24 protein-coding genes are annotated in these 23,902 nt (G+C 71.3%); 8 read left to right on the top strand and 16 right to left on the bottom strand.

Translation table 11 applies throughout. The features are described from left to right. From ACWEN6_RS13020 to ACWEN6_RS13010, 3 genes are all read right to left on the bottom strand, one after another. Positions 1 to 822, bottom strand: coding sequence for a carbohydrate ABC transporter permease (locus ACWEN6_RS13020; RefSeq protein WP_354851243.1), 822 nt, complete (start codon positions 820 to 822; stop codon positions 1 to 3). Positions 823 to 946: 124 nt separating this feature from the next. Beyond that, entirely contained in the window at positions 947 to 1,876 is a 930-nt protein-coding gene (locus ACWEN6_RS13015; protein WP_452570355.1) for a carbohydrate ABC transporter permease, read from the bottom strand. Next, the gene (locus ACWEN6_RS13010; protein ID WP_452570354.1) at positions 1,873 to 3,246 is read right to left on the bottom strand and encodes an extracellular solute-binding protein; all 1,374 of its coding nucleotides are present in this window, start codon (positions 3,244 to 3,246) and stop codon (positions 1,873 to 1,875) included. The genes ACWEN6_RS13015 and ACWEN6_RS13010 overlap by 4 nt, the downstream gene beginning before the upstream one ends. Before the next feature lie 196 nt (positions 3,247 to 3,442). On the opposite strand from ACWEN6_RS13010, the gene ACWEN6_RS13005 reads away from it, so the two are divergent. Together ACWEN6_RS13005 and ACWEN6_RS13000 are read left to right on the top strand one after the other, a co-directional pair. After that, entirely contained in the window at positions 3,443 to 4,888 is a 1,446-nt protein-coding gene (locus ACWEN6_RS13005; protein ID WP_452570353.1) for an ROK family protein, read from the top strand. A 115-nt stretch (positions 4,889 to 5,003) separates the two neighbouring features. Beyond that, a complete protein-coding gene (locus ACWEN6_RS13000; RefSeq protein WP_452570352.1) occupies positions 5,004 to 5,924 on the top strand; it encodes an ROK family protein in 921 nt (306 codons plus the stop codon). 195 nt (positions 5,925 to 6,119) lie between these two features. Here ACWEN6_RS13000 and ACWEN6_RS12995 read toward each other — a convergent pair whose 3' ends face one another. From ACWEN6_RS12995 to ACWEN6_RS12985, 3 genes are all read right to left on the bottom strand, one after another. Beyond that, on the bottom strand, positions 6,120 to 6,464 hold the full coding sequence (locus ACWEN6_RS12995; RefSeq protein WP_452570351.1) for a hypothetical protein: 345 nt from the start codon (positions 6,462 to 6,464) through the stop codon (positions 6,120 to 6,122). A gap of 13 nt (positions 6,465 to 6,477) precedes the next feature. After that, positions 6,478 to 7,344 carry an LLM class flavin-dependent oxidoreductase gene (locus ACWEN6_RS12990; RefSeq protein WP_452570350.1) on the bottom strand — a complete coding sequence of 289 codons (867 nt, stop codon included), beginning with the start codon at positions 7,342 to 7,344 and terminating at the stop codon, positions 6,478 to 6,480. A gap of 75 nt (positions 7,345 to 7,419) precedes the next feature. After that, on the bottom strand, positions 7,420 to 8,331 hold the full coding sequence (locus ACWEN6_RS12985; protein WP_452570349.1) for an alpha/beta hydrolase family protein: 912 nt from the start codon (positions 8,329 to 8,331) through the stop codon (positions 7,420 to 7,422). Positions 8,332 to 8,671: 340 nt separating this feature from the next. Here ACWEN6_RS12985 and ACWEN6_RS12980 point away from each other — a divergent pair, with 340 nt between their 5' ends. After that, positions 8,672 to 9,508: a GntR family transcriptional regulator gene (locus ACWEN6_RS12980; RefSeq protein WP_452570348.1), complete on the top strand. Its 837-nt coding sequence runs from the start codon at positions 8,672 to 8,674 to the stop codon at positions 9,506 to 9,508. A gap of 100 nt (positions 9,509 to 9,608) precedes the next feature. Here the strand turns inward: ACWEN6_RS12980 and ACWEN6_RS12975 are convergent, their stop codons facing one another. Next, positions 9,609 to 10,160 carry a TetR/AcrR family transcriptional regulator gene (locus ACWEN6_RS12975; RefSeq protein ID WP_452570347.1) on the bottom strand — a complete coding sequence of 184 codons (552 nt, stop codon included), beginning with the start codon at positions 10,158 to 10,160 and terminating at the stop codon, positions 9,609 to 9,611. Between the two features lie 99 nt (positions 10,161 to 10,259). Between ACWEN6_RS12975 and ACWEN6_RS12970 the strand changes: the two genes are divergently transcribed. Then, positions 10,260 to 11,000: an SDR family oxidoreductase gene (locus tag ACWEN6_RS12970; RefSeq protein ID WP_452570346.1), complete on the top strand. Its 741-nt coding sequence runs from the start codon at positions 10,260 to 10,262 to the stop codon at positions 10,998 to 11,000. A 22-nt stretch (positions 11,001 to 11,022) separates the two neighbouring features. On the opposite strand, the gene ACWEN6_RS12965 is transcribed toward ACWEN6_RS12970, so the two are convergent. Then, the gene (locus ACWEN6_RS12965) at positions 11,023 to 12,456 is read right to left on the bottom strand and encodes a WS/DGAT/MGAT family O-acyltransferase (RefSeq protein ID WP_380824085.1); all 1,434 of its coding nucleotides are present in this window, start codon (positions 12,454 to 12,456) and stop codon (positions 11,023 to 11,025) included. Between the two features lie 365 nt (positions 12,457 to 12,821). Here ACWEN6_RS12965 and ACWEN6_RS12960 point away from each other — a divergent pair, with 365 nt between their 5' ends. The 3 genes from ACWEN6_RS12960 (at position 12,822) to ACWEN6_RS12950 (ending at position 14,726) form a co-directional block, all read left to right on the top strand. Continuing rightward, the gene (locus ACWEN6_RS12960) at positions 12,822 to 13,088 is read left to right on the top strand and encodes a hypothetical protein (RefSeq protein ID WP_354851207.1); all 267 of its coding nucleotides are present in this window, start codon (positions 12,822 to 12,824) and stop codon (positions 13,086 to 13,088) included. 18 nt (positions 13,089 to 13,106) lie between these two features. Then, positions 13,107 to 13,856 carry a 4'-phosphopantetheinyl transferase family protein gene (locus tag ACWEN6_RS12955; RefSeq protein WP_354851204.1) on the top strand — a complete coding sequence of 250 codons (750 nt, stop codon included), beginning with the start codon at positions 13,107 to 13,109 and terminating at the stop codon, positions 13,854 to 13,856. Positions 13,857 to 14,000: 144 nt separating this feature from the next. Next, positions 14,001 to 14,726 carry an alpha/beta fold hydrolase gene (locus ACWEN6_RS12950; protein WP_452570345.1) on the top strand — a complete coding sequence of 242 codons (726 nt, stop codon included), beginning with the start codon at positions 14,001 to 14,003 and terminating at the stop codon, positions 14,724 to 14,726. A gap of 118 nt (positions 14,727 to 14,844) precedes the next feature. Here ACWEN6_RS12950 and ACWEN6_RS12945 read toward each other — a convergent pair whose 3' ends face one another. The 7 genes from ACWEN6_RS12945 to ACWEN6_RS12915 all read right to left on the bottom strand — a co-directional run bounded on the left by ACWEN6_RS12945 (position 14,845) and on the right by ACWEN6_RS12915 (position 21,655). Then, positions 14,845 to 15,648 carry a GDSL-type esterase/lipase family protein gene (locus tag ACWEN6_RS12945; RefSeq protein WP_452570599.1) on the bottom strand — a complete coding sequence of 268 codons (804 nt, stop codon included), beginning with the start codon at positions 15,646 to 15,648 and terminating at the stop codon, positions 14,845 to 14,847. 248 nt (positions 15,649 to 15,896) lie between these two features. Further along, complete coding sequence (locus ACWEN6_RS12940; protein WP_354851196.1) at positions 15,897 to 16,385, bottom strand: hypothetical protein; 489 nt, start codon at positions 16,383 to 16,385, stop codon at positions 15,897 to 15,899. Further along, the gene (locus tag ACWEN6_RS12935) at positions 16,382 to 16,936 is read right to left on the bottom strand and encodes a hypothetical protein (protein WP_354926502.1); all 555 of its coding nucleotides are present in this window, start codon (positions 16,934 to 16,936) and stop codon (positions 16,382 to 16,384) included. Before ACWEN6_RS12935 ends, ACWEN6_RS12940 begins: the two co-directional genes overlap by 4 nt. Before the next feature lie 205 nt (positions 16,937 to 17,141). Beyond that, complete coding sequence (locus ACWEN6_RS12930; protein WP_452570598.1) at positions 17,142 to 18,683, bottom strand: acyl-CoA carboxylase subunit beta; 1,542 nt, start codon at positions 18,681 to 18,683, stop codon at positions 17,142 to 17,144. A gap of 200 nt (positions 18,684 to 18,883) precedes the next feature. Then, a complete protein-coding gene (locus ACWEN6_RS12925) occupies positions 18,884 to 19,933 on the bottom strand; it encodes an NAD-dependent epimerase/dehydratase family protein (RefSeq protein WP_452570344.1) in 1,050 nt (349 codons plus the stop codon). Positions 19,934 to 20,016: 83 nt separating this feature from the next. Further along, the gene (locus ACWEN6_RS12920) at positions 20,017 to 21,003 is read right to left on the bottom strand and encodes a hypothetical protein (protein ID WP_354851184.1); all 987 of its coding nucleotides are present in this window, start codon (positions 21,001 to 21,003) and stop codon (positions 20,017 to 20,019) included. 109 nt (positions 21,004 to 21,112) lie between these two features. Next, positions 21,113 to 21,655, bottom strand: a complete 543-nt coding sequence (locus tag ACWEN6_RS12915; protein ID WP_354851181.1) for a MarR family winged helix-turn-helix transcriptional regulator — start codon at positions 21,653 to 21,655, stop codon at positions 21,113 to 21,115. A gap of 329 nt (positions 21,656 to 21,984) precedes the next feature. On the opposite strand from ACWEN6_RS12915, the gene ACWEN6_RS12910 reads away from it, so the two are divergent. After that, positions 21,985 to 22,488 carry a MarR family winged helix-turn-helix transcriptional regulator gene (locus ACWEN6_RS12910; protein WP_452570343.1) on the top strand — a complete coding sequence of 168 codons (504 nt, stop codon included), beginning with the start codon at positions 21,985 to 21,987 and terminating at the stop codon, positions 22,486 to 22,488. Here ACWEN6_RS12910 and ACWEN6_RS12905 read toward each other — a convergent pair. Then, positions 22,485 to 23,516, bottom strand: coding sequence for a hypothetical protein (locus ACWEN6_RS12905; RefSeq protein WP_452570342.1), 1,032 nt, complete (start codon positions 23,514 to 23,516; stop codon positions 22,485 to 22,487). The genes ACWEN6_RS12910 and ACWEN6_RS12905 overlap by 4 nt on opposite strands. Positions 23,517 to 23,902: the final 386 nt, after the last annotated feature.

The following is a 23,902-nucleotide window of genomic DNA, read 5'->3' as shown; positions in this document are numbered from 1 at the left end:
TCAACCCTTCACTGATCCGGCGAAGCTGAACGAACCGGCGAGATACTTGTTCACGGCGACGTAGAGGACGACGGCCGGAGCGGTGTAGATGATCGAGAACGCGGCGAGCTGCCCGTAGGCGACCTGGCCGTACTGCGAGAAGAAGGTGTAGATCGTCACGGCCGCCGGCTGCTTCTCCGGGGTGTCCAGCAGGACGAAGGGAACGAAGAAGTTCCCCCACTGGCCGACGAACACGAAGATCGCCACGACCGCGACGCCGGGCGCCATGAGCGGCCCGACGACGCGGGCCAGCGACTGCACCCACCCGGCGCCGTCGACCCAGGCGGCCTCCTCCAGGCTGATCGGCACGCTGTCCATGAAGTTCTTCATCATCCAGATGGCGAACGGCAGCGCGCTGGCCGTCAGGAACAGCACCATGGCCGGCACCGACCCGTACAGGTTGAACCGGAAGAACATGCTGTACACCGGGACCATGATCGCCGTGACCGGCAGGCCGGTGGTGAACAGCAGCGTCAGCATGAAGTGCCGCTTGAAGCGCAGCTTGTACCGCGAGAGCGGATAGGCCGCCAGGCCCGAGACCAGCACGGTCAGCAGCGCGGTGGCGCCGGAGATGACGATCGAGTTGAGCACCGGCAGATAGATGGTCTCCCAGGTCAGCACCTCGGAGAAGTTCCGCAGCGAGAACGAAAGGCTCGGCTCGGCGGTGAGGTTCGCCTCCGGCTGCACCGAGGCGAGCAGCACCCACAGAAACGGGCCGACGAAGGCGAGGGTGATCACCAGGAGCGACAGCAGCGCCGCGGTGCGGGCGGCCACGCGGGTCATGGGCGCCCCTCCCCGGCTCGCGTGCCGGCGACGGGCAACGCGCGGGCGGCCGGCATCCGGCGGTCCCGCTCGCGGGCGCCGCCGACGATCACCCTTCGCTCCTGGTCGAACGCGCGGGGCGCCATCACGCGTCCGCCTTGATCAGGCGCAGGTACACCAGGGAGAAGACCGCGCCGATGACGAGCATGACCAGGGCCATCGCGCTGCCGTACCCGATCTCGAAGTAGCGGAAGGCCTGCTCGTACATGTACAGCGGCGTCGTCTGGCTGGCCGTCCCCGGTCCGCCGCCCGTGAGGGCGTAGATCAGGCCGAAGCTCGCCAGCGTCTGCAGCGTGATGAGCATCAGGTTGGACATGATCGAGCGGCGGATCAGCGGCAGGGTGATGTGCACCAGCCTGCTCCAGGTGCTCGCCCCGTCCACCGCGGCGGCCTCCAGCAGGTCGGCGGGGACGTCGGACAGCGCCGCGGAGTACACCAGCATCGAGAACGCCGTGCCCCTCCAGATGTTGGCCAGGATGATCGCGATCATCGGCGCGGTGAACAGCCAGTCCTGCGAGAGCCCGAGGACGCCGAGCAGTTCGTTCAGCGTGCCCTCCTCCGACAGGAAGGAGTACCAGCACGCCGCGGCGACCACCTCGGGCACCACCCAGGCCGCGATCACCACGCCGTTCACCACGCTGCGGACGGCCCGGCCGCGCCCCCGCTGGAGCAGCGCGATGATCAGGCCGAGGGTGTTCTGCCCGACGACGGCCGAGCCGATCACGAAGATGAAGGTGAGCAGGAAGGAGTTGCGGAAGTCCTCGTCGCCGAACATCTTCACGAAGTTGGCGAAGCCGACGAACCGCGAGTTCACCGACGCGGCGCCGGTCAGCGTCTCGTTGGTGAAGGCGATGTAGACGCTCCACAGGATGGGCCCGGCCATGAAGACCACCAGCAGCAGCAGCGCGGGCAGCAGCGGGAGCAGCCGGCGAAGGTTCCCGCCGGCCGGCCGGTCCGGCTCCCTCCGTTCGAGGGAGCCGGGCGGCCGTGACGAGGTCACGGTGGCGGCGGTCATGAGCCGGCGAGCACCTTGTCGGGTCCGCCGACGACGGCGGGCAGCGCGTCGGCGTACTCCTTGGCCGCGGCCTCGGGGGTCTTGGAGCCGGTGGTCATGGCCTCCATGGCCTTCTGAACCTCGGCCGAGACCTTCGGGTACACCTCGTACGCCGGGCGGTAGTGGGTGACGGAGGCGAGGTCGGTCCAGAACTTCACCGCGGGGTTGCCGGCCGTGTAGGAGGGGTCGGCGGCGACGTCCTTGCGGGGGGCGAGGTCACCGGAGCCCACCGAGTAGGTCAGCGTGTTCTTCTTGTCGGTCACCACGCTGATGAAGTCGAAGGCGTCCTTCTTGTCCTTGGCGTAGGAGCTCATCGCCATGACCCAGCCTCCGGACATGCTCACCGCGCCGGGGGCCTCGCCGTTCTGCGTCGGCATGGGCGTCCAGCCGATCTTCTCGGTCCACTGCGGCCACGGCTTGCTGCCGGTCGGCTTCCACGCCGAGGACACCCACGCGCCGTCCAGGTCGATGCCGAGCTTGGCGTTCGGGAACCACTCCATGGTGACCTTGTCGTACAGCTTGGTGCTGAACGCGTCGGCCTGCTTCGGGCCGAGGTTCTCCCGGTAGATCGTGTTGATGAAGCCGAGCGAGTCGGTGATGCCCTTGCCGGTGGCCACCCACTTCTTCTGCGTGTCGTCGTACAGGGTGCCGCCGGGGGTGCCGTAGAGCAGCATCTCGAAGCCCTGCATCGTGGCGGCCTCGCCGTGCGGCTTGGTGGAGTACATGCTGAACGGGATCGCCTCCGGCGCCTTCTGCTTGATGGCGCGGGCCGCGCTCAGCACATCCGCCCAGGTCTTGGGCTCCCACGGCACCGGCAGGCCCGCCTTGGCGAACACGTCCTTGCTGTACCACAGGCCGCGGGTGTCGGTGCTGATCGGCACCCCGTAGATCTTGCCGTCGGGGCCCTTGGCGGCCTGCTGGACCGCCTCGGAGTACTGGGTGCTCCAGTCGGGCCACGACTTCAGGTAGTCGTCGAGCGGGGCCAGCTTCCCTGCGGCGACGTCGGCGTTGACCTGGAAGGTGTCGTGCAGGTAGACGTCGGGCGCGGAGTCGGCCGAACGGTTCAGCAGGGCCAGCTTGGTGTAGTACACCTCGTTGTTGCCCTGCACCGCGGTCAGCTTGATCGTCACGCCCTTGTGCGCGGCCTCGTAGTCGGCCTTGGCCTGCTTGAGCACCTTGTCCATGTAGGGCCAGGTAGGTTCCATCTTGTACAGGACCTCGATCTCCTTGGCCCCGTTCGCGCCCTGACCGCCGGCCTTGTCGCCGCCGCACGCACCGGCCGTGGCGGCGACCACGACCGCCAGTGTCGAGGCAACCATCGCTCGTCTCATCGGACTCCTTCTCCGGCCTGGCGGCCGACCATGCGGTCGCGGGCGCGGGGCCCCGATCCCCGCGCCAGGAGCGTCCGGTCGACACGTGTTTCGGCCGTGTTTCCCTGGGTGACGAGTAGTTAAATCTTTTTGATTTACTAAGTCAACGGTCTGTGCGATATTGCCCGGAAGAGATCCAGGACGCCAGGAGCAGCGCATGCAGATGGGCACCAACCTGCCGAGGGTGGGCAGCTACAACCGCGCCGTCGTCCTGGAGGCGATCCAGGTCTCCGACGGCATCAGCCGCGTCCAGATCGCCGAGCGCAGCGGGCTGACCGCGCAGACCGTCTCGGTCATCGTGCGCAGGCTGCTGGAGGACGGGCTGGTCGTCGAGGACGGCTCGCTGCCCTCCAGCGGCGGCAAGCCGCGCACCATCCTGCGGGTGGACCCGGGCGCCGGGTACGCCGTCGGCATCCACTTCGACCCCGGCGAGCTGTCCTACGTCCTGGCCGACCTGGCCGGTCAGCCGGTCACCATGCGGCGCGAGGCCGTGCCCCCCGGCCTCGCGCCCGACACGGTGATCCGCCAGATGGCCCGCACGGCCCGCGACATGCTGAGCCGCGCGGGGGTGCCCGACGACAAGGTGCTCGGCATCGGCCTGGCCTGCCCGGGCCCGCTGGACGCCGACGGCGTGATGAACTTCCCGCCCCGTCTGACCGGCTGGGACCACGTGCCCATCAGGCGGCTGCTGGAAGAGCACACCGGCTTCCCGGTGACCTTCGACAACGACGCCGCGGCGGCCGCCATCGGCGAGCGGTGGGCCGGCTCGGCCCGCTCGACCTCGAGCTTCGCCTACCTGTACCTCGGCACCGGCATCGGCGGCGGCCTGTTCCTGGACAACCAGATCTACCGCGGCAGCTCGCTGAACGCCGCCGAGTTCGGCCACATCACGGTGATGCCCGACGGGCCCGACTGCTACTGCGGCAACCGCGGCTGCATCGAGGCCTTATGCTGCCCCGGCGCCATCGAGGCCACCGTCCGCACCCGCCTCGCCCAAGGCGAGCGAAGCACCCTCGCCACCCCCGCCGCGCCCAACGAGAGCACCCTTACCCCGAACCCCGCGAACGGCCCCACCCCGACCCCAGGGAGCGGCTCCGCCGGCAACCCCGGGAACAACCCCGTCCCGAACCCCGGGAACAGCTCCACCCCGACCCCAGGGAACGGCCCCACCCCAAACCCCACAAACAGCTCCACCCCGAGCCCCGGGAACGGCCCCACCCCGGCCGTCCCCGTTCGTGAAGGTTCCCCGGTCCCCTCTTCCCCCGACCATGCCGCGATCTGCGCGGCCGCCGCGGCGGGCGATCCGCTCGCTCTGAGCGTCATCCGCGAGGTGGGCGAGCGGCTCGCCGCCGCCGCGGTGAGCCTGGTCAACGTGCTGGACATCGACCTGCTCGTGCTCGGCGGGCCCGCCATGCACGACATCGGCCACATCTACCACCAGGCCATCGCGGCCGCCGTGGCCACCCGGCCGCTGGCCCGGCGGCTGCACCAGGTACAGGTGGTCACCTCCCCCATCGCCGCCGACGCCGCGGCGATCGGCGCCGCCTCCCTGGTCTTCCACGCCACCTACGCCCCCCGCCTGGGCGCGCTCCTGACCCCGTGACACACTCATCGCTTGACGTCACCGCGCCGGACGTGCCGGGCCGGCGGTGCCGTCCTTCGCCTTCCGGGCCCGTGCCAGGCGCCCTTCGCCCGACCTGCTGAACGACGAGGAGCCCATGACTTCGTACGTGCTGGCCGCCGACATCGGCGGCACCAAGCTGGCCGCGGCCCTGGTCGGCAAGGACGGGACGGTGCTGCGCGGCCGCGAGGTGCCGACCCCGCCCGCGCCGCCCGGCCACCCCGGCGTGGTGAGCGACGCCCTGATCGGGCTGCTGCGCGAGGTCGCCGGCGAGGTGCCGCCCGTGGCCGTGGGCGTGGCCTCCGCCGGCCCGCTGGACCCGCAGGCGGGCACGGTGAGCCCGGTGAACATCCCCGCCTGGCGGCACTTCCCGCTGCTGGCCCGGGTCTCCGACGCCGTGCCCGGGGCGCCGTGCCACCTGTTCGGCGACGCCGTCGCGGCGGCCGCGGGCGAACACTGGCGCGGCGCGGGGCGCGAATCCAGGGCCATGCTCGGCATCGTCGTCTCCACCGGCATCGGCGGCGGCCTGGTGCTGGACGGACGCCCCTACACCGGGCCGACCGGGAACGCCGGGCACATCGGGCACATCGTGGTGGACCCCGCCGGCGCGCCCTGCCCGTGCGGCGGGACCGGATGCGTCGAGACGATCGCGAGCGGCCCGTCGATGGTGCGCTGGGCCCGCGAGAACGGCTGGCGCGGCGCCGACGCCCGCGAGCTGGCGCAGGCGGCGGGCCAGGGTGAGGCCGTACCCCTGGCCGCCTTCGACCGGGCGGCCGGGGCGCTGGCCACCGCCATCGTCGCGGTCGCCACGGTCTGCGACCTGGACCAGGTCGTCGTGGGCGGCGGCGTCGCCGCGGCCGGCGAGGTCCTGTTCGCCCCGCTCCGCCGTGCCGTCGCCGAACGCACCAGCCTGGAGTTCGTCCGCCGCCTCCGCGTCACCCCGGCCGCCCTCGCCCGCGACGCCGGCCTCATAGGCGCCGCCCGCATGGCACTGCTGTCCTCCCCCCGGACGACCTGACCACACCGGCGATTCCCGCGCCGATGGCTCCGCGGTGCGGGAATGGCGAGCGCGAATCCGAACCTTCCCCGCCGCCCAGGTACGGCCGACCACCACTCCTGCCGGGGACGGTGGCCGTGAAGCCGGTCACCGCCCCCAGGGGTTCACCGTCCCTCCACCGCGTCGAGAGCGGGGTGGGAGCCGGGGCGGCCGGGTCTAGGTGGTGGTCGGGGCGAGGGTGGGGGTCGGCGCCGGGATGGCCGGGTCCGAGGTGAGGGTCGGGGCGGCGGTGGAGGTCGGCTGGGTTGTGGGGGCCGGCTGGGTTGTGGGGGCCGGGGTGGGCGGTGCGTCATTGCCCGGCGGGACCTCCCGTGGTGGCGGGAGGACCTCCGGGCGCTTGCTGGGGAAATCCTTGCAGGCGGGGTCGGCCTTGATCAGGTCGCGCTGGTCCTGGATGGCCCACTCGGTCTCCTGACGCTCGATCCCGGAGGCGTACGGCGCCGAAGCCGCCGACCGCGCCGACGGGATGGGCCGGTGACCCGCTCCCCATGGGCGGCCCACCGGTCCCTCCGGCTCACCGTGCTCTGACGAGCTCGTCGGCGACCCACCGTGCGACGCCGGCGGGGTAAGGCGCGGACAGGCCGAGGACGACGTGCTGGAAGCCGGCGGCGACCGCCTCGCCGATCGCCTCCCGGGTCGTCCGGGGCCGGTCATAGGAGACCGGCAGGTGGATCGACCGGGTGATGGAGGCGGGGTCGCGGCCGATCTCGGCGCAGTACCGGTCCAGCAGGGCGCTGCGTCCGGCGACGTCGTCGATGTCTCTGGCGTCTCCGCCGGGGATGTTCCACACGTCGGCGTGCTCGGCGGCCACGCGCAGCGTCGCGGACGAGCGTCCGCCGATCACGATCGGCGGACTGGGCCGCTGGACCGGCTTGGGGTTGCAGAAGGCGCCGGTGAGCCTGACGTAGGCGCCGTCGAAGTCGAAGGGCTCGGTCGCGGTCCACATCCGGCGGATGACGGTGCACGCCTCGGCGAGGCTGCCCACCGAGTGGGCGAAGTCGTGGAAGGGCAGGCCGTGCGCCTCGTACTCCCGGCGGGCCAGCGGGTGGTCCGGACGTGAGCCCGCGCCGATGCCGAAGTCGAGCCGCCCGCCGGAGACGACGTCCACAGTCGCGGCGATCTTGGCCAGCATCGCGGGCGGCCGGAACCGGTTGCTGGTGACCAGCAGTCCGAGACGCAGCCGCCGGGTCTGGGCGGCGAGCGCCGACAGCAGCGTCCAGCCCTCGTACGCCGGTCCGTTCAGCTCGCCGGCGATCGGCAGGAGGTGGTCGAACAACCACGCGTGCTCGATCTCGGGAATGGCGTCCGCCTCCCGCCAGACCCGGAGGACGTCGTGGTAGCCGACCTGCATGGGGGCGGTCATGATCCCGAAACTGGGCATGGTGCCGTGGATCCTCTCTGCTGGCAGGAGGCCTGCCGCCCGTCGTCTGACGGCGGCGGCAGGCTTCCCGGAACGTCACTTGGATTCGACACGGCCCACGGAATCGGTGCCTCGCGCCGGCTCGGCGCTCGCCACGGACCAGCCGTCGTCCGCGGGGTAGAGCGCGCTGCGCAGGAACGCCGACGTGAGCCGCTGGATCAGCGCGACCCGTTCGGGGCTCTCGTCCGTCGTCTCCGTGACGGCGTGGCCGGCGACTCCGCCCAGCGAGTGCTCCGCCCCGAACAGGGTGAGCAGGCTCTTGGCGCCCGGGCTCAGGAAGTAGGCGTCGGTGAACCACTCCGGGCCCCGGACGCTCAGGGCGGACTGGTCCTTGTCCCCCGCGACCACCAGGGCCGGCGGGGTCATCCGGGTGAAGTCGGGGTTCATGAAGGAGAAGTGCTCGGCGGCGAACGGCGTCAGGTCGGCGCCGCCCGTCCCCGGCACGGCGAGCAGCACACCGGCCCTGATCCGGGGGTCGGACATGTCCTCGCCGGGCACGCCCTCGGCGTCCAGGACCCGCGCGCCCAGCAGCATGCTCGCCGTCTGCGCGCCCCAGGAGTGCCCGGCGACCGCGATGCGGCCGCGGTCGATCCGCCCCGCGAGGCCGGGGACCGAGGCCTCGACGAGGTCCAGGTGGTCAAGGACGCACGTCAGGTCCCGCACCCGGAACCGCCAGATCTCCGGGTGGCGAGGGTCGTCCGGCGTGACGTCCAGCGTCCGCGAGTCGAGGTGGGTGGGCTGGACGACCACGAACCCGCGAGCGGCCCAGAAGTCGACCAGCGGAGCATAGCCGTCCATCGACTGGCCGAACCCGTGCGAGAACACGATGACGGGCAGGTCACCGCCGGCCACCGGGGCCGACACCCGCACCTGCAGATCCTCCCCACGGCCGGGGGCGGGCAGCACCACCGGACGCACCGAGATGACGACTCCATCGAGCTGGTTCATGGGTGTTTCTCCTGAAAAGGGCGACACGAACGGCCACAAACGGCCAGACCACGGGGCACCCGTCCTGGCATCGCCAACAAACGGATCCACGTTCCGCTACCCAACATACGGAACCATGTTCCTCTTAGCAAACCGGCAGTCTCGCGGAGGTCAGCCGCACGACCGTTGCCATGAGTTCACCGAGGGCCTCTCGCGGGCCGGCGGGACTCCCCCACCATCGGAGACCATGGCGCTTTGGACAACGCGGCGTGCAGGCCGTTCGCGATCAGCGACACTTCCTCCACCACACGGCCTTGCCGACGCCATGCACGCCGGGATCCACTCCCCATTCGTCGGTCAGGTGCTCAACGATCCGCAACCCGCGGCCGCCCTCGTCTTCGTCACTCGCCCGAGGTCGAGGAACGGCGAAGCCCTCTCCGTGGTCGGCGACCTCTCCTACCTGCGAATCGCTGATCACCTGCGTCAACGGATACGCAACGGCGACCTCGCGCCGGGCGCCCGCCTACCCGCGCATCGCGTCTTGGCCGAAGAGCACGACGTCTCCGAGATCCTCATCAGGCGTGCGCTGGACCTGCTGCGCAATGAGGGCCTGGTCGAATCCCGTCGCGGGTCGGGCACCTTCGTGCGCGAGCGGCCGCCGGTTCGGCGCGTCTCCATGGAGCGTTACCTGGCCGACGCCGGCGCGCAGACCGTGCCACGGACGAGCTTCACCCAGGACCAGGGCATCACGTGGACCCGGTATCGGCTCGACAAGGCGTTCCGCTGGATCTCGGCCGACGAACGCCTGGCCACCCTGTTCAATGTCGAAGTAGGCGCCCGAGTCCTGGAACGCCGCTTTGTGTTCTACGCCGCCGACGTCCCCTCGCAGATTTCCCGGACCTGCCTCCTGGCGTCCGATGTCGAGGCGACGCCGGTCGCCAACCCGGACAACGAGTCCTGGCCGGGCGGCAACATCGCGCAGTTGCGTACGCTCGGGATCGACGTCGACGACATCGTGGAAGAGACGGCGGTCCGCATGCCGACCCCCGAGGAAGCCGAGGCGCTCGGCATCGGCTCCGGCATACCGGTGTTCGCCATCACCCGCCAGATGCTCGCGAGCGGCCGCGTGGTCGAAGTGGCCGACCCCATCGTCCTCCCCGGCGACCGCGCCGTACGCGTCGACCGCATCACTCTCTAGGTCAAACAAGACGCCGAACCCGGCATACCCGGCCTGTGACGTGGCTTCGCATCGAGGTCGCTCGCACCGCGATCGGACAGGACCTTTGCGGTGAAGCCGTTCAGGTGTGAGGGCGCAGGCCGTTGAGGATGACCTCCAGGAGGTGGTGGGCGCGGGCGTCCCACTCCTCGGGCTCCAGGCGGGTCAGGTAGCCGATGAGGAGGATCACGTCGCGGGCGTCCACGTCGGGGCGGATGACGTCATCGGTTTTGCCCGCGTCGAGAAGCAGGGTCAGCGCCTCCCCGATCGGGCCGAGGCTGTGCGCGGACAGATCCCGCCACACCCCCACCTCGACGGCCGCGAACACCCCGCGCTTGACCTTCGCGTACTCGGCCACCCGGTCCAGCCAGCGGGCCAGAGCGGGCAGCGGCGCATGCTCGGCGAGCAGTGCGGGCGCTGCGGCCACGAGGTCGTCCACATCCTTGCGGTAGACCTCGGCGAGCAGGGCCTCACGGGTCGGGAAGTGGCGGTAGAGGGTGCCCTGGCCGACACCCGCTCGCTTGGCGATCTCGTTGAGCCTCACCTCGTCCGCGTTCGCGATGACCTCTCGTGCGGCCTGGAGGATCCGTACGCGGTTCTCGGTGGCGTCGGCTCGGCGGCGGGGTTCGTTCATCGGTCCTCTGCAGGGCAGGTCGAACTAAGTGGACACATGTCCGGTACGGTGGGAGCAGACACAAGCGGACACATGTCCATTTTACTGTGGAGGAGATCCATGTCAGCCATCGAGGGCAAGGTCGTGGCCATCACCGGGGCGAGCAGCGGGATCGGCGAGGCCACCGCGCGCCTGCTCGCCGAGCGGGGCGCCGCCGTCGTGCTCGGCGCGCGGCGGACGGAACGGCTCGACGAGATCGCCCGGCAGATCCGCGACCGCGGCGGCCTCGCCGTCACCTGCCCCGTGGACGTCACCGACCGCGCGGACCTCGAACGGCTCGTCGGACTGGCCGTGACGGAGTTCGGGCGGCTCGACGTGCTGGTGGGCAACGCCGGCATCAGCAAGATCGGCCCCGTGGCCGACCTCGACGTGGCCGGTTGGTCGGCGATGATCGATGTCAACCTGCGCGGCGTGCTGTACGGCATCGCCGCCGCGCTGCCGGTCTTCCGCGAGCAGGGGCAGGGCCACCTGGTGACCACGGTGTCGACCGCCGGGCTTAAGATCACGCCCACGATGGCGGTCTACGCCGCGACCAAGAACGCCGTGCGTACCCTCCTGGAAGGGCTGCGGCAGGAGTCGACCGATGGTGTGCTGCGGACGACGGCGGTCTCGCCGGGCTACGTGCGTACGGAACTCCCCGGCTCCATCGACGACCCCGAGGTCCGTGAGGAGATCCTCCGCAACATGAACCAGTACGCCATCGCGCCGGAAGCCGTCGCCCGCGCCGTCGCCTTCGCCATCGAACAGCCGCGTGAGGTGGAGATCGGCGAGATCGTCATCCGCCCGACGACCCAGAACTGAGCCGACCCGCCGTAGCGGGATTTCAGGTGAGGGACATGAGTTCGTCGAGGGATTCTCGCAGGTGGGTGGGGAGTTTCCAGATGTCGGGGACCATGGTGCGGTCGGCGATGATGCCGATGGCGACCTGGCCGTTGTAGGACAGGGCGGTGATGTTGAGGCCGCCGCTGGCGTCGGTCACCACGGAGACCGGGTACTGGGCGAGCAGACGCCGCCCGCATATGTACAGCGGGATCTGCGGGCCGGGGACGTTGGAGATGAGCAGGTTCACCGGCGGCGAGGTCTGCGCGGCCAGGCCGAAGGCGGCGCGTTCGGCCAGGCCGGTGAGGGCGGCGGGCATACTCTCGCTCAGATGGCGCAGCCAGCGCGCCGGTGACAGGCTGAAGCGGTCCTTGATGCGCTGCATGGAGTCGCGCACGGCGAACAGCCGCTCGCGCGGGTCGTCGATGTGCGTGTCCAGCGAGGTGATCATGAGGGTGACCTGGTTGCCCGGCTCGGTGCCCTCGACGCCGCGCAGCGAGAACGGCACGCCGGCGACCAGCGGGTCCTCCGGCAGCGCGTCATGGGCGACCAGCCAGCGCCGCACCGCCGTGGCGGCCAGCGTCATCACGACGTCGTTGACCGTGACGCCGAAGGCGTTCTTGACCTTCTTCACCTCGTCGAGGGGCAGTTCCACGAAGGCGAAGCGGCGGTGCGCCGAGACGGGGCCGTTGAACGGCGTGCGCGGCACGACCAGCTTGGGTAGTTCGGGGACCACCTGCCCGTCGCTGATGCCGAGCTCGCGGGCCAGCCGGCGGGTGACCCGCGACACGGTGCCCGCGCCGGGGATCCGGGAGATGAGCGGGATCTCGTCCAGGTAGGGCGCCGCCTCGGCGAGGAACCTCAGCAGGTGGGCCGGGTTGGCGGCCAGCCGGGCGGCGGTCCTGAGCAGCATCTGCGCCGTCTCGGGCGCGAGCTCGGGCTCGGCCGGGGCCGGGCGGGGGCGGGGCCTGGGGTTGGGCTCCAGGTCCATGAAGGCGGCCAGCACGTCCGCCCCGCCCATGCCGTCGATCGCGGCGTGGTGCAGCTTGGTGTACAGCGCGGTGCGGCCGCCCTTGAGGCCGTGGATGAGGTACATCTCCCACAGCGGGTGCCGCCGGTCCAGGCGCCGGGCGTGCAGCCGGGCCACCTGCGCGGCGAGCTGCCGGTCGGTGCCGGGGGCGGGCAAGGCCAGCTCGCGCACGTGGTAGTCCAGGTCGAGCGTGTCGTCCTGCACCCAGTAGGGGTGGTCGAGGTTGAACGGCACCCGCATGATGCGCTGCCGCAGCGGCGGGACCAGCTCCGACCGCTCCTCGACCAGGCCCAGCAGTTCCTCCCGGCTGATCGGCCCTTCCAGGATCGACAGGCCGGCCACATTGGCGACGTTGGTGTCGGTCTCGAAGGCGAGGAACTGCGCGTCGAGGGCGCTGAGCTGCCGCAAGGGGTCCACCTCCTATGGGCCGGGCGGTGCGGGGCGTCTCCCGTTCTATCAGCCCGCCGCGTCCACCGGCATGGTGCCCCTCCTGCCGCGCACCGCCCCGCCTGAGCAGGCCGTTCGCGAGGGGCGCGGGAAGGGTGGCAGGAAGCTGCAACCACCCTGCAGCTTGCTGACTTCGCTTCTTCTGTTCCGGCGGACGCCGATCCCGCAGAGTTGGTCGTGCGAGAAGAAAACACACAGCCGACAGAAAAGGGATCGAAATGCGAAGCGAGAACAACGGCCGGGCCGAATCCGAAATGTCGTTCATCCGGGCCGCGCCGGGCCATGCGCCGGTCACGCCGGGCACGACCTGGGACTGAGGTGACCACATGCTCGTCGAATTGACCATCCGCAGGACCGCCGGCGATCCGCTTCCGAACTCGCCGGTCGACGGAATCAGAATCCTGGCCCTGCTTCCGAGGAAATGGCGAAAGGACCTCAAGAACGTCACCGGCGACATCGCCATCCGCGTGCAGACCGATGAGGAGACCACCGACGCGCAGATCCGCGCCGAGGTGACGCAGATCCTGACCAACCCCGAAGTAAGCGACTGGGAACTGGTGACCTGCCGGACCCTGACCAACGGCCGCCCCTAACCCGAGGAGGACACGCTTATGAACGCCATCGCTCTCCGGACCGTCGACTGCCAGATCTGGTGGGCCGACCCGCAGGACTACGCGCTCGAGTCCATGGTCGGCGTGCTGAACGGCACCGAGCTGAAGCGGGCCGCCGCCTACCGGCGCGAGCAGGACCGCCAGAGGTTCGTGACCGCCGCCTGGCTGCTGCGCACCGCCGCCGGCGCCCAGCTCGACATCGCGCCTGAGCGGGTGCCCATCGAGCGGCGCTGCATGAGCTGTGACAAGCCGCACGGCCGCCCCTACATCCTGACCGACGACGGGCTGCACGCCTCGATCTCCCACTCGGGCAACCGCGTCGCGGTCGCCCTGACCACCGCCGGGCCCGTGGGCGTCGACGTCGAGCAGGTGCCGACCGCCCCGGTCAGCGAGCTGGTGGGATGCGCGCTGTCGCGCGACGAGCAGGAAGTGCTGAAGACCCTTCCCGACCGTCATCAGCAGGCCGGATTCGCCCGTATGTGGGTGTGCAAGGAGGCGGTGCTCAAGGCCACCGGCCACGGCCTGCGGATCTCGCCGCACAAGGTGGAGGTGAGCGCGCCGTCGCAGGAGCCCGCGCTGTTGAGCTGGCCGCTGGACATTCCCCCGCACACGGTTCAAATGCGCACGATCTATCCCGGTGACGGTTACGCCGGTGTGGTCGCCGTCCTCGGTGACGCGCAGCCGATCAAGGTGTCCGAGTGGGACGCCGCCGCCCTTCGCCCGTCCGCCGCGGTCCCCGTGGCCGCCTGACCACCGTTGACGCCATCCGGCACGAGACTGTTCAATAACTACGGATATTCATGTCGCCCCGGCCCGCATACTAAAAGCCCCGCCAGGTCCGAATTCCGTACCGTTCAGGCAGTCCAGCCGTGAAGGAAAGGAAACTGACCTGCCGTGAAAAATCAATTCATCCTGATTCCCGGTCCGTGGACGGGCGCGTGGGTCTGGGAGCCGGTGACCCGCGGGCTGCGCGCGCTCGGCCATGACGTCCATGCGATCACACTTTCCGGATTGGTCGACCCCGAGGCCGACGTTTCCACCGTCGGCCTCGCCACCCACGTCGACGACGTGCTCGCCCTGATGGAGAAACACGATCTACGCGACGTCATCGTGGTCGGGCACAGCTACTCGGGCATCGTCGCCGGCCAGGTGGCCGACCGCGCGCCCGAGCGCGTGAGCCGCACGGTGTTCGTCGAGGGATTCCTGCCGCACGACGGCAAGTCGATGCTGCACGCCTTCCCCGAGCGCGTGCGCGCCGGGGAGCTGCGACTGATCGCCGAGAACAGCGGCCGCTGGCCGATCCCGGACGTCACGATCGTCGCCGAGGGGCAAGATCTGTCCACCCGCCAGGCGCAGTGGCTGGTCGAGCGCTTCGTCGGCCACCCCGGGCACACCCTCTCGGAGCCCGCCGTCCTGACCCGCCCGCTGGAGCACCAGCGGGCGAGCTACATCGTCTGCTCCAAGGAGCACTTCGACGGGCGCGTCTCCGAGGACGTCGCCGCCATGCGGGCCGTGCCCAACTGGACCTTCCACACCCTCGACACCGGCCACTGGCCGATGGTGTCGGCCCCTGACCGGCTCGTCTCGCTGCTGACCTCCATCGCCGCCGAGCGCGTGTGACCTCCACCGCCGCCCGGCGCGTCCGGCCCCCGAGGCGACCGCGTAAGCCGGCCGCACAACCCAGCCGCAAGGCGCCGGCCCAGCAGATCAGCGCGGCACGACGGCCGGCCCGGCCTCCTCAGCCGAGCGCGGGGACCCGGCCGGAGACGCCGCCCCCCGCATGCACGAGCGCGGGGGCGAAGGCGGCGGCGAACGCCGCGGCTATCCTCGCCTCACCGGAGTCGTTCGGATGGACGCCGTCGTAGGAGTCGCGGTGGGGGTCGTAGACGCCGGCCAGATCGACCGGCACCGCCCTCGACCGGTCCGTCGACAGCGCGGCGAGCAGCCGCGGCAGCTCCCGGTTGTAGGAGTCGGTGTCGCGGGCCAGATCGGGCAGGCTACTCAGCGGCGTGCGGTGCACGACATTTCCGATCAAGAACTGAACAGCGGGATCGGCCGCGCGGGCGCGCAGGACGAAGGTCTCCATGTCGGCGAGCAGCCGGCCTGGGCCCGAGACGCCCCACGCCAGGTCGTTGAAGCCCAGCGCGACCATCAGCCAGCCCGGTCCGTGGGCGGCGACCGCGTCCTCGATGTTGTCCTTGGCCTCGTGCAGCAGCCGGCCCCAGCTCGCGTAGTGGCGGCACGCAGGGAAATGGATGCCCCGCCGGTAGGAGCCCGCGTACGCCGGGTCGTCCGGGCCGCCCGGACGGGCGGGCCCGTCACCCCGGCGGGCGGGGCCGTCGTCCGGATGGGCTCGGCCGCTGTCCGGACGGGCGGGCTGGGCGGGGGCTTCGGCCGGCCAGACCGCGGAGGGCACCCAGGTGCCCTTCCACGGCCCGACGAAGCGCACGGCGGTCCCCTGGTCGACCAGGGTCCGCCACAGCCGGTAGCGCCAGGTGCGGTCGCCCTCGCGACCCTGGCTGATGGAGTCGCCCACGATCATCACGTGCGGGACGGCCGGCTCCCGTCCCGGCAGGGGCGGCAGCGGCGCCGGCGGCAGCGATGACGACCCCGGCCCGGACGATGACGACGCCGGACCGGAAGGTGAGGGCGCCGGCCCGGAAGGTGAGGGCGCCGGCCCGGAAGGTGAGGGCGCCGGTGAGCCCGGCGACGACGCCGGCTCGATCGGTGCGGACGGCCGCGGGATCCCTGAGGACGCCGGCGGGAGGGGCAGCGGCGCCGGCGGGTGGCTCACCGGCCGGGGCCGCCGCCCACGGGCACCGCCCGCGGGGCCGGGGGCCGCAGCAGCCGCCGCAGCGGGCGGGCGTACGGGAACAGGACGATCGCCAGGCCGGCGAGCAGGAGCAGGGCGGTGAAGACCCACTCGCGGGACCCGCCCGGCCCGTAGACCCGGCCCGCCCGCCCGGTGTCGACCGCGCGGGCGCGCTCCCCGGGCCGCAGGGTCTCCCGGTCGGCGCCGTAGAGGACGACCTCGGAGCGCTGGACGGCGCCGTCGTCGGAGCGGAACTCCCCGGTCCACGAGCAGCTCTCGTGCCCGGGGTGCTGGATGCACGACAGGGTCTCGGCGGTGAACACGCCGGGAACGCCGTCGGCCCGGGCCGCGCGGACGACCGGGCCGATGTTGGGGACGGCGAGGTACAGCAGGAACGCTCCCACGAGCGTCAGCGCCACGGTGAAGACCGGGGAGCGTCCCTGCTTCGCGCCGGAACCGTCCGTCATGCGCGCGCCGCGCAGGTGCACACCATCTCGGCGCGCTCGGACGGGGACGGGCGCAGGTGGCGGACCATGGCCACGACCATGGGGATGAAGACGATCGCGTTGTAGAACAGGTGGAGCTCAACGCGGGGCGCGAAGAGCTGCAGGATGCTGGTGGGCACGGGCCGGCCCGCCAGGTGCCACCCGGTCTGCGCCTGGACCAGCAGGAGCAGGTGCTCGAAGTGGTGCCACACCTGGATGCCGAGCGAGATGTTCCACCACGTGCGGGCCCTGCCGGTGAAGCCCTTCCGCAGCGCGATGAGGCCGATGAGCATGACCAGCGCGTAGCCGTAGTGCATCCACTCGGAGGTGAAGGCCGGGGGGTACAGCGACCCGATGACGCCGAGCGCCTGCTTGGGGGGCCAGCCGAGCACCCACAGCTGGATCGCCTGGGCGATGTGCTCGGCCCAGTGCGCCACCACGATGAACATGAAGATGTTGAGCCAGAGCCGGTGGTGGCGGCTGTTCAGCGCCGACACCTTGACGGGTGCCGCGGAAACTGCCTCGGTCGCCATGCGCAAACCTCGATCCCGGAAAGTTGACCGTTTGCCCGTGCGCGGCGGGAAGAGGATCCGGCGCGTACGGGCGCTTTCCCGGCCGCGTGGGGGCGCGAATACCGGGAAACGCCGAAGTCAATTGTTCCGGGCGGATGCCGGGCGGTTCTTCTTCGTATTTGCTGTGTTCGGCGGAAAGTCCGCCGAAAGCCGCTTCAGCGTGCTTTCACAACGGCACGTTGCCGTGTTTGCGCTGCGGCGCGGGCTTGCGCTTGTCGCGCAGCATCGCAAGGCCCCTGGCCACCGCGGCGCGGGTCTCCACCGGGTCGATGACATCGTCGACCAGGCCGCGCTCGGCCGCGTAGTGCGGGTGCATGAGCTGTTCGGCGTACTCGGCGACCAGCTCGGCCCGAAGGCTCGCGGGGTCGGCGGCGGCGGCCAGCTCCTTGCGGAAGATGATGTTGACGGCGCCCTCGGCGCCCATGACGGCGATCTCGTTGGTCGGCCAGGCCAGCGACAGGTCGGTGCCGATGGTGCGCGAGTCCATGACGATGTACGCGCCGCCGTAGGCCTTGCGCACGATGACGTGGATGCGCGGCACGGTCGCCTCGCAGTAGGCGTACAGCAGCTTGGCGCCGTGCCGGATGATCCCCTCGTACTCCTGGTCGGCCCCGGGCAGGAAGCCCGGCACGTCGATCAGGGACACCAGCGGGATGCCGAAGGCATCGCAGAAGCGGACGAAGCGCGCGGCCTTCTGCGAGGCGGCGACGTCGAGCACGCCGGCGAGCACCATGGGCTGGTTGCCGACGATGCCGACCACCGCGCCGTCGATGCGGGCCAGCACGCAGATGACGTTCTGCGCCCAGCCTTCGTGGATCTCCAGGTACTCGCCGTCGTCCACCAGCTCGGAGACGATCAGCCGCATGTCGTAGGGCTTGTTCGGCTCGACCGGGACGATCTCGGCGAGGCGGGGGCGGGTGTCGGTGGTCGCGTCGCAGGGGGGCGCGCTGGGCGGGAACTCAAGGTTGTTGCCCGGCAGCAGCGAGACCAGGTAGCGCACCTCGTCCAGGCAGCTCTCCTCGTCGTCGTGCACGAAGGTGGCCACGCCGGACTTCTTGCCGTGCACGTCGGCCCCGCCGAGCTCGGCGTGGGTGTACCGCTTGCCGGTCACGGCCGCGACCACGTCGGGCCCGGTGAGGTACAGCTGCGCGGTGTCGCGCACCATGAAGGCGAAGTCGGCCAGCGCCACGGTGTAGGCGGCCCCGCCCGCGCACGGCCCGAGGACCACGCTGATCTGCGGGATCACCCCGGACGCCTGGACGCTGCGCTGGAAGATGCCGCCGTACCCGCTGAGCGAGACCACGCCCTCCTGGATGCGCGCCCCGCCGCTGTCGATCAGGCCGATGATCGGGGAGCCGGTGGAGATGGCCAGGTCCATCACCTTGTGGATCTTCGCCGCGTGGGCGGCGCCGAGCGACCCGCCCATGATCGTGAAGTCCTGGGCGTAGACGAACACCCGGCGGCCGTCGATCGTGCCGGACCCGGTGACCACGCCGTCGGTGTAGGGCCGGCTCTCCTCCATCCGCAGGCCGTGCGCCTGGTGCCGGCGGTACATGTCCAGTTCGACGAACGAGCCCTCGTCCAGCAGCATCGCGATGCGCTCGCGGGCGGTGCCCTTGCCCAGGCGGTGCTGCCGCTCCACGCCCTCGCGCCGGCCCGCGACGATGTCCGAGCGCAGCCCGCGGTGCCGTTCGCGCAGCGCCTCCATCGACCGCTCCGGCGCGGGCGGCGCCGCTTGCGGCGCCTGCTCGGCCGGCCGGCCCTGCGCCCCGGGCCTGGCCTGCGGGCCGGGACGCCGGGGCACGGCCACCGGGACGAAGTCGATCTCGACGGCGGTCAGCGGCTCCGGTGCCGGACGGTGCAGGTCCGGGCTCGTCGCGATCTGCTCGGTCATGGCGCCCTCTCCCATCATCGCGCGCCCGCGGACGTCAGGCTCGGCCGTTGGATTCCCGCCTGGCGGGCCGACAGGCGGCCGTTCTCGTGCAACCAGCGCACCGTGTCGCCGACCGTCTCGGCGACCGCCCGGGGGCGCACGCCGAACGTGCCGGCGTGGTCGGCCACCCTGGTGGCGCAGGCGCAGGTGTAGATGGCTCCGAACTCGGCGGGGATGTGCCACGGCCACACCCGCTGGAGCAGGCCGGCGAGCGCGCCCACCGGCAGCATCGCCCGGGCGGGCAGGAACGCCGCGGGCAGCGCGCGCCCGGTGACCTCGCGCAGCACCTCCATGTACCGCCGCGTGGTCAGGTACCGCCCCGGGCCGAAGTGCCGGGCCGCCGTCAGTGCTTGGTCGGGGGCGGCGACCAGGGCGGCGTGCAGCGCCGCGGTGTCGCGGACGTCGCCCACCGGGAACCCGCCGAGCGGCCACAGGGGCGTCAGCCCGCGCAGGACGGCCCGCAGGCGTGACACCTGGTCGCCCATCCTGGGGTCGTGCGGTCCGAGCAGCGCGGGCGGGTAGGTGATGACGACCGGCGCGCCCTCGGCCTGGTGCCGGCGGGCGATCCTCTCGGCCGCCGCCTTGCCCGCCATGTAGGTCTCGCGGGGGTGGCCGACGAGCGACGCCTCGTCCACGACGCGGCCGGGGGCGGGGAACAGCGCGACGACGCTGGACACGTGGACGGTCAGGCCCGAGCCGGCACGTCGCGCGGCGTCCAGCACGACGCCCGTGCCGCGCTCGTTGACCTGCCGCATCCGCGCGTGGTCCCTGCTGTCGAAGGAGTACACCGACGCGGCGTGCAGCACGGCGTCCGCGCCGCGCACCGCCCGTGCCACGGAGCCCTCGTCGGTGACGTCGCCGGTGACGGTCTCGACGTCAGTCGGGCCGAGGTCGAAGGGGGCCAGAGCGGGGGCGGCCTTGGCGGGGTCGCGGACCAGCATGCGGACGCGGTGGCCGCCGCGGACCAGCGCGGCGACCGAATGGGCGCCGACGAATCCCGTGCCTCCGGTAACGCAAACCAGCATCAGACCATCTCCTCTGATCCACACCAGTCAAAAGGGTGTAAGTGTCCCCTGTCATCTCCGAGTGTGCGGGGGCGCCGGCGCCGTCAGATCCAGCCTTCTTCTTTGGCGCGCAATGCGGCCTGGAAACGATTGACCGCGCCGAGCCGTGCCATGAGATCGGCGACATAACGGCGATATGTCCGGACGGAGACGTCGATTTCCCGCGCCGCGATCTCGTCCTTGTCGGCGGTCGCCATGACCGTGAGGACTTTCCGTTCCAGCTCGGAAAGGCGAGGGCCCTCGGTGCTCGGCTCGGTGAACTCCCGGAAGTCGGTGGCGGCGTCCCAGACGCCGTCGAAATAGGTCACCAGCTGCGACACCAGTCCGGGTTCCTTCACCAGCAGCGCGCCGCGGGCGCTCTCTTTGGGGTGGATGGGAACCACGGCGACGCTGCGGTCGAAGATCAGCATGCGGTCGAAGGGATCTTCGGTGATGTGGACCTGGCCGCCCAGGCTCACCAGCTCGCGCAGGTAGGCCACCATGTCCTGGTCGTCCAGCGCCTTGGGGTGGTAGACGGCCTTCACCGCGAGCCCGCGGCGCAGCGAGCGGGTGTCCAGCGGCAGCGCCGTCTCGATGGCGCCCCGGGACAGCGGTCCGCCCGGGTGCAGGCACAGGGTCTCCTTGTAGGAGAAGAACCCCAGGTCGTCGAGTCGCTGGCGCACGCGGTCCAAGCCCTCGACGCGTTCGATGTCCAGCATGGAGCCGGCGTTCTCGCCGTGCTGCTGGTCCTCCACGAGGGAGGCGATGGCGTCCCGCGCGCCGAGTACGCGGCGGATCTCGGAGTTGAGCTCGTTGAGGCGCTGCTCGACAAGGCGCTCGATGCCGATGCGCGGCTCGGTGGCCATGACGCGGTGGTGGTCGGTCAGGTCGAGCAGGGACAGCCGGTCAAGGGTGTCGACGGCGGCCTCGATGGTGTCGGGATCGAGGTCGAGGGCCTGCCTGATCGAACCGATGCCCTCGCCACGGTGCCGCAGAAAGTACCGGTAGATCTCCAATGCTTCCGCGGGAACACCGATGACGGAAATGTCCATGGCTCGCCTCCTGGCCATGTACCTCGTCCAGGGGGGATCAGGACCTCCGACCCTTGCCCGGCTCCACAGATATGTGCAATTACAAACTATCAGAGGTGTAGATGGTCCGTTATTCTCGCAAATTGCTCTCATCGGCGCCTCGGGCGACGCGGCCGAGAATACGGGTCAGGACGGACCGCTCCTCGGGTGTCAGGGGGCCCAGCACCCGCTCGTGGACCTCGGCGGTCAGCGGGTGCAGGACGTCCACCAGAAGCGCGCGGCCGGCGCCGGTCAGCTCGATGGCGTAGGCGCGCCGGTCGACCCGGTCGCGCCCGCGCGCCACCAGCCCGCGCTGCTCCAGCAGGTCGATGATGTGCACCATCGTCGAGCGGTCGACGGCGAGCCGCCGGCCGATCTCCTGCTGCGACATGGGCCCGGCCGACTCCAGCACGACGAGCACCCCGTAGTCGCGCCAGCGGAGGTCGTCGCCCTTCAGGGCCTCCTCCAGCCGCAGCGTGACCTCGCGCGCCACGTCGTTGAGCAGCCAGCCGGTGGACTCGGCCAGGACCCGCGCCGTCGGCGCGGACTCGTGCGCGTTCCCGCCCATGGCCTCAACCCTCCAGCGGCGGGCGATCAGCCAGCCGGCTCCTCGGCCGCCCTCACGTGTTCCCACGTCAATACGATTTCCCGGACCTCGTCCCAGATGTCACATATCGCATCCCACGTGGTGCCGACGTCGGGTACGGGTCGCCGTCCGGACATGAGGACCTCCCTCGCAACCATTGAGGTGGAACCCTGGGCCGTGGCCCTCCCGCGCCCTTCACGCTAACAAGTATGGTCGCAGACGATCAGCTTCACTGTCAATCAGCTTTGCTGACGATTGGATTTCTGACCGTCGGTTGCGCTGCCCATCGCAGCGTGTGACACTCGTGCCAGACGGAGCCGTGCTTAATATGCGGCATGCCGCACTTTTCGTGACAGGTGACCACGGAAGGCACGTCTGTGAGCGCTGACTCCCCGAACTCCGACGTCCCCCTGCCGGGATTCTCCTCCGGGGACACCGGCATCCTGCTCGGCAAGGCCGGCGAGCTGTTCGCCGAGCTACTGGAAGCGGCGGTGGAGCCGTTCGGGCTTCGCGCCAAGGACGTCATCGTGCTCACCGCCATCGACTCCGTGGGGCCGCAGTCCCAGCAGCAGCTCGCCCGCACCCACGGCATCGACCGCACCACCATGGTCAGCGTCGTGGACGGGCTGGAGCGCCTCGGCCTGGTCCAGCGCGCGCGCAACCCCGATGACCGGCGCAAGTACGCCATCGGCCTGACCGGCGAGGGGCAGGCGCTGCTGCGCTACAAGCTCGGCCCGGCCATGCTGAACGCCCTTGACACCTTCCTGGCCCCGTTCACTCCCGGCGAGCGCGAGATGTTCGGCCGGTTCCTGTGGCGCCTGGTCCACGACCGCGGCGGCCTCTCCCCCGGCACGCGAGGCGAATCGGCGTCCGGCGGCTAGGGCACCGGGCAGGGCAAGGTGGTGCCCGGGGGCACCGTGCGGTAGCAGGCCGCGCCGGGGCACACCACCTTCACCGCCTCGCCGGTCTCGCCGAGCGTGACCACGATCGGCTCGTGCCCGAACCGGCGGCAGGCGATGTCGGCCCAGCCCGACTCCCCGTCCCCCGGCATCGGCCGGTCCATCACCGAGCCGTCGGCGTCCAGCGCCGACCACTCCAGGTAGGCCAGGTAGTCCACCTCGCGGTGCCAGACGGTCAGCCGGCGCAGCGAGTCGGCGATGGACAGGCTGTCCCACGGCTGGGCCCGCGCGGCAAGCGCCCGCAGGAACGCCTCGGCGACCGCCTCGCCGATCGTGCGCGCGGCGGCCGTGGCGATCGTCGTGCCCTCCCCGCTCACGCCGACGACGGCGATCTGGAAGTCCGGGCCGGGCAGCGCGAACGCCGACACCCGCAGCCCCAGCGCGGCCGCGGCCTCGGCCGCCTCCCCGGGGATCATCGTCGCCAGGTGCTGGGAGACGCGCAGCAGCGGCATGCGCGGGCTCGCCCACCAGCGGGTGACCATGTCGTGCGCCAGCAGGTCGGCGATCGCGCCGGAGACGCCCTTCTCGCCGATGACGCCCACCGCCGTGGGCTCCACCCGGCAGTCCCGCTCGCCCATCCACACGACCTCGGCCGGGAGCACGTACCGTTCGTGGCTGAGCAGGCCGATGCCCGCGACGCGCGAGTGGCGGCCGGAGGGCGGGTCCGGCATGAAGTCCGACAGGCACAGCTCCCTGTGGTCGTCCGGCGGGCAGGGCACGGCCACGCCGTCCGGCAGCCGGTGCAGCGCGTCCAAAGCCGCGGCCCGCACCCGCGCCCTCCCGCGCGCGGTCTCGGCCGAGAAGTGCGCGGCGACGGCCAGCACGCCGGACTCGGGACGGTGGGCGTAGGCGAGATGCACCTCCCCGCCCAGGCACTCGGCGGTCTCCTCAGCGCGCACCGGCGGTGACGCCGAGATCGCCGATCGCGCACTGTCAGATGTGGGCGCCATCGTCAACTCCTCGCGACGGATCTGCGGACCGCCGAAGACCCCATTGGGGCCCCTCGGCCCACGGCCGGACGCCGCCGGCGGAGAGGTCGTGCCACTGGCCGAGCCGCGACGCCGGGCTTTCCCGGCATCAAGCACCCCGGCTCGTGCCGCGGACCGCACACAAGGTGCTGACACGACTCCCATGGAACATGGCCGGCGAAGCGCACGTCAACGCGCTGCCGCGTATCAAGCAACGTGGAAGAAGAGCCGCCCGGCGCCCGCGCGGAAAGCCGCCCGGGAGGCCGTCGGAGAAGGGGGCCCGGGAAGACCACGGGCTCGCGCCGTGGGCGGAGGGGAACGCCGAAGGGGCCGGCCGGCGCCCGCGGTCGCACCGCGCGCGCCGGGCA

This window comes from Sphaerisporangium sp. NPDC004334, from assembly GCF_053602655.1.
The sequence above is the reverse complement of the archived record's forward strand: the minus strand, read 5'-3'. Positions and strand labels throughout refer to the sequence as shown.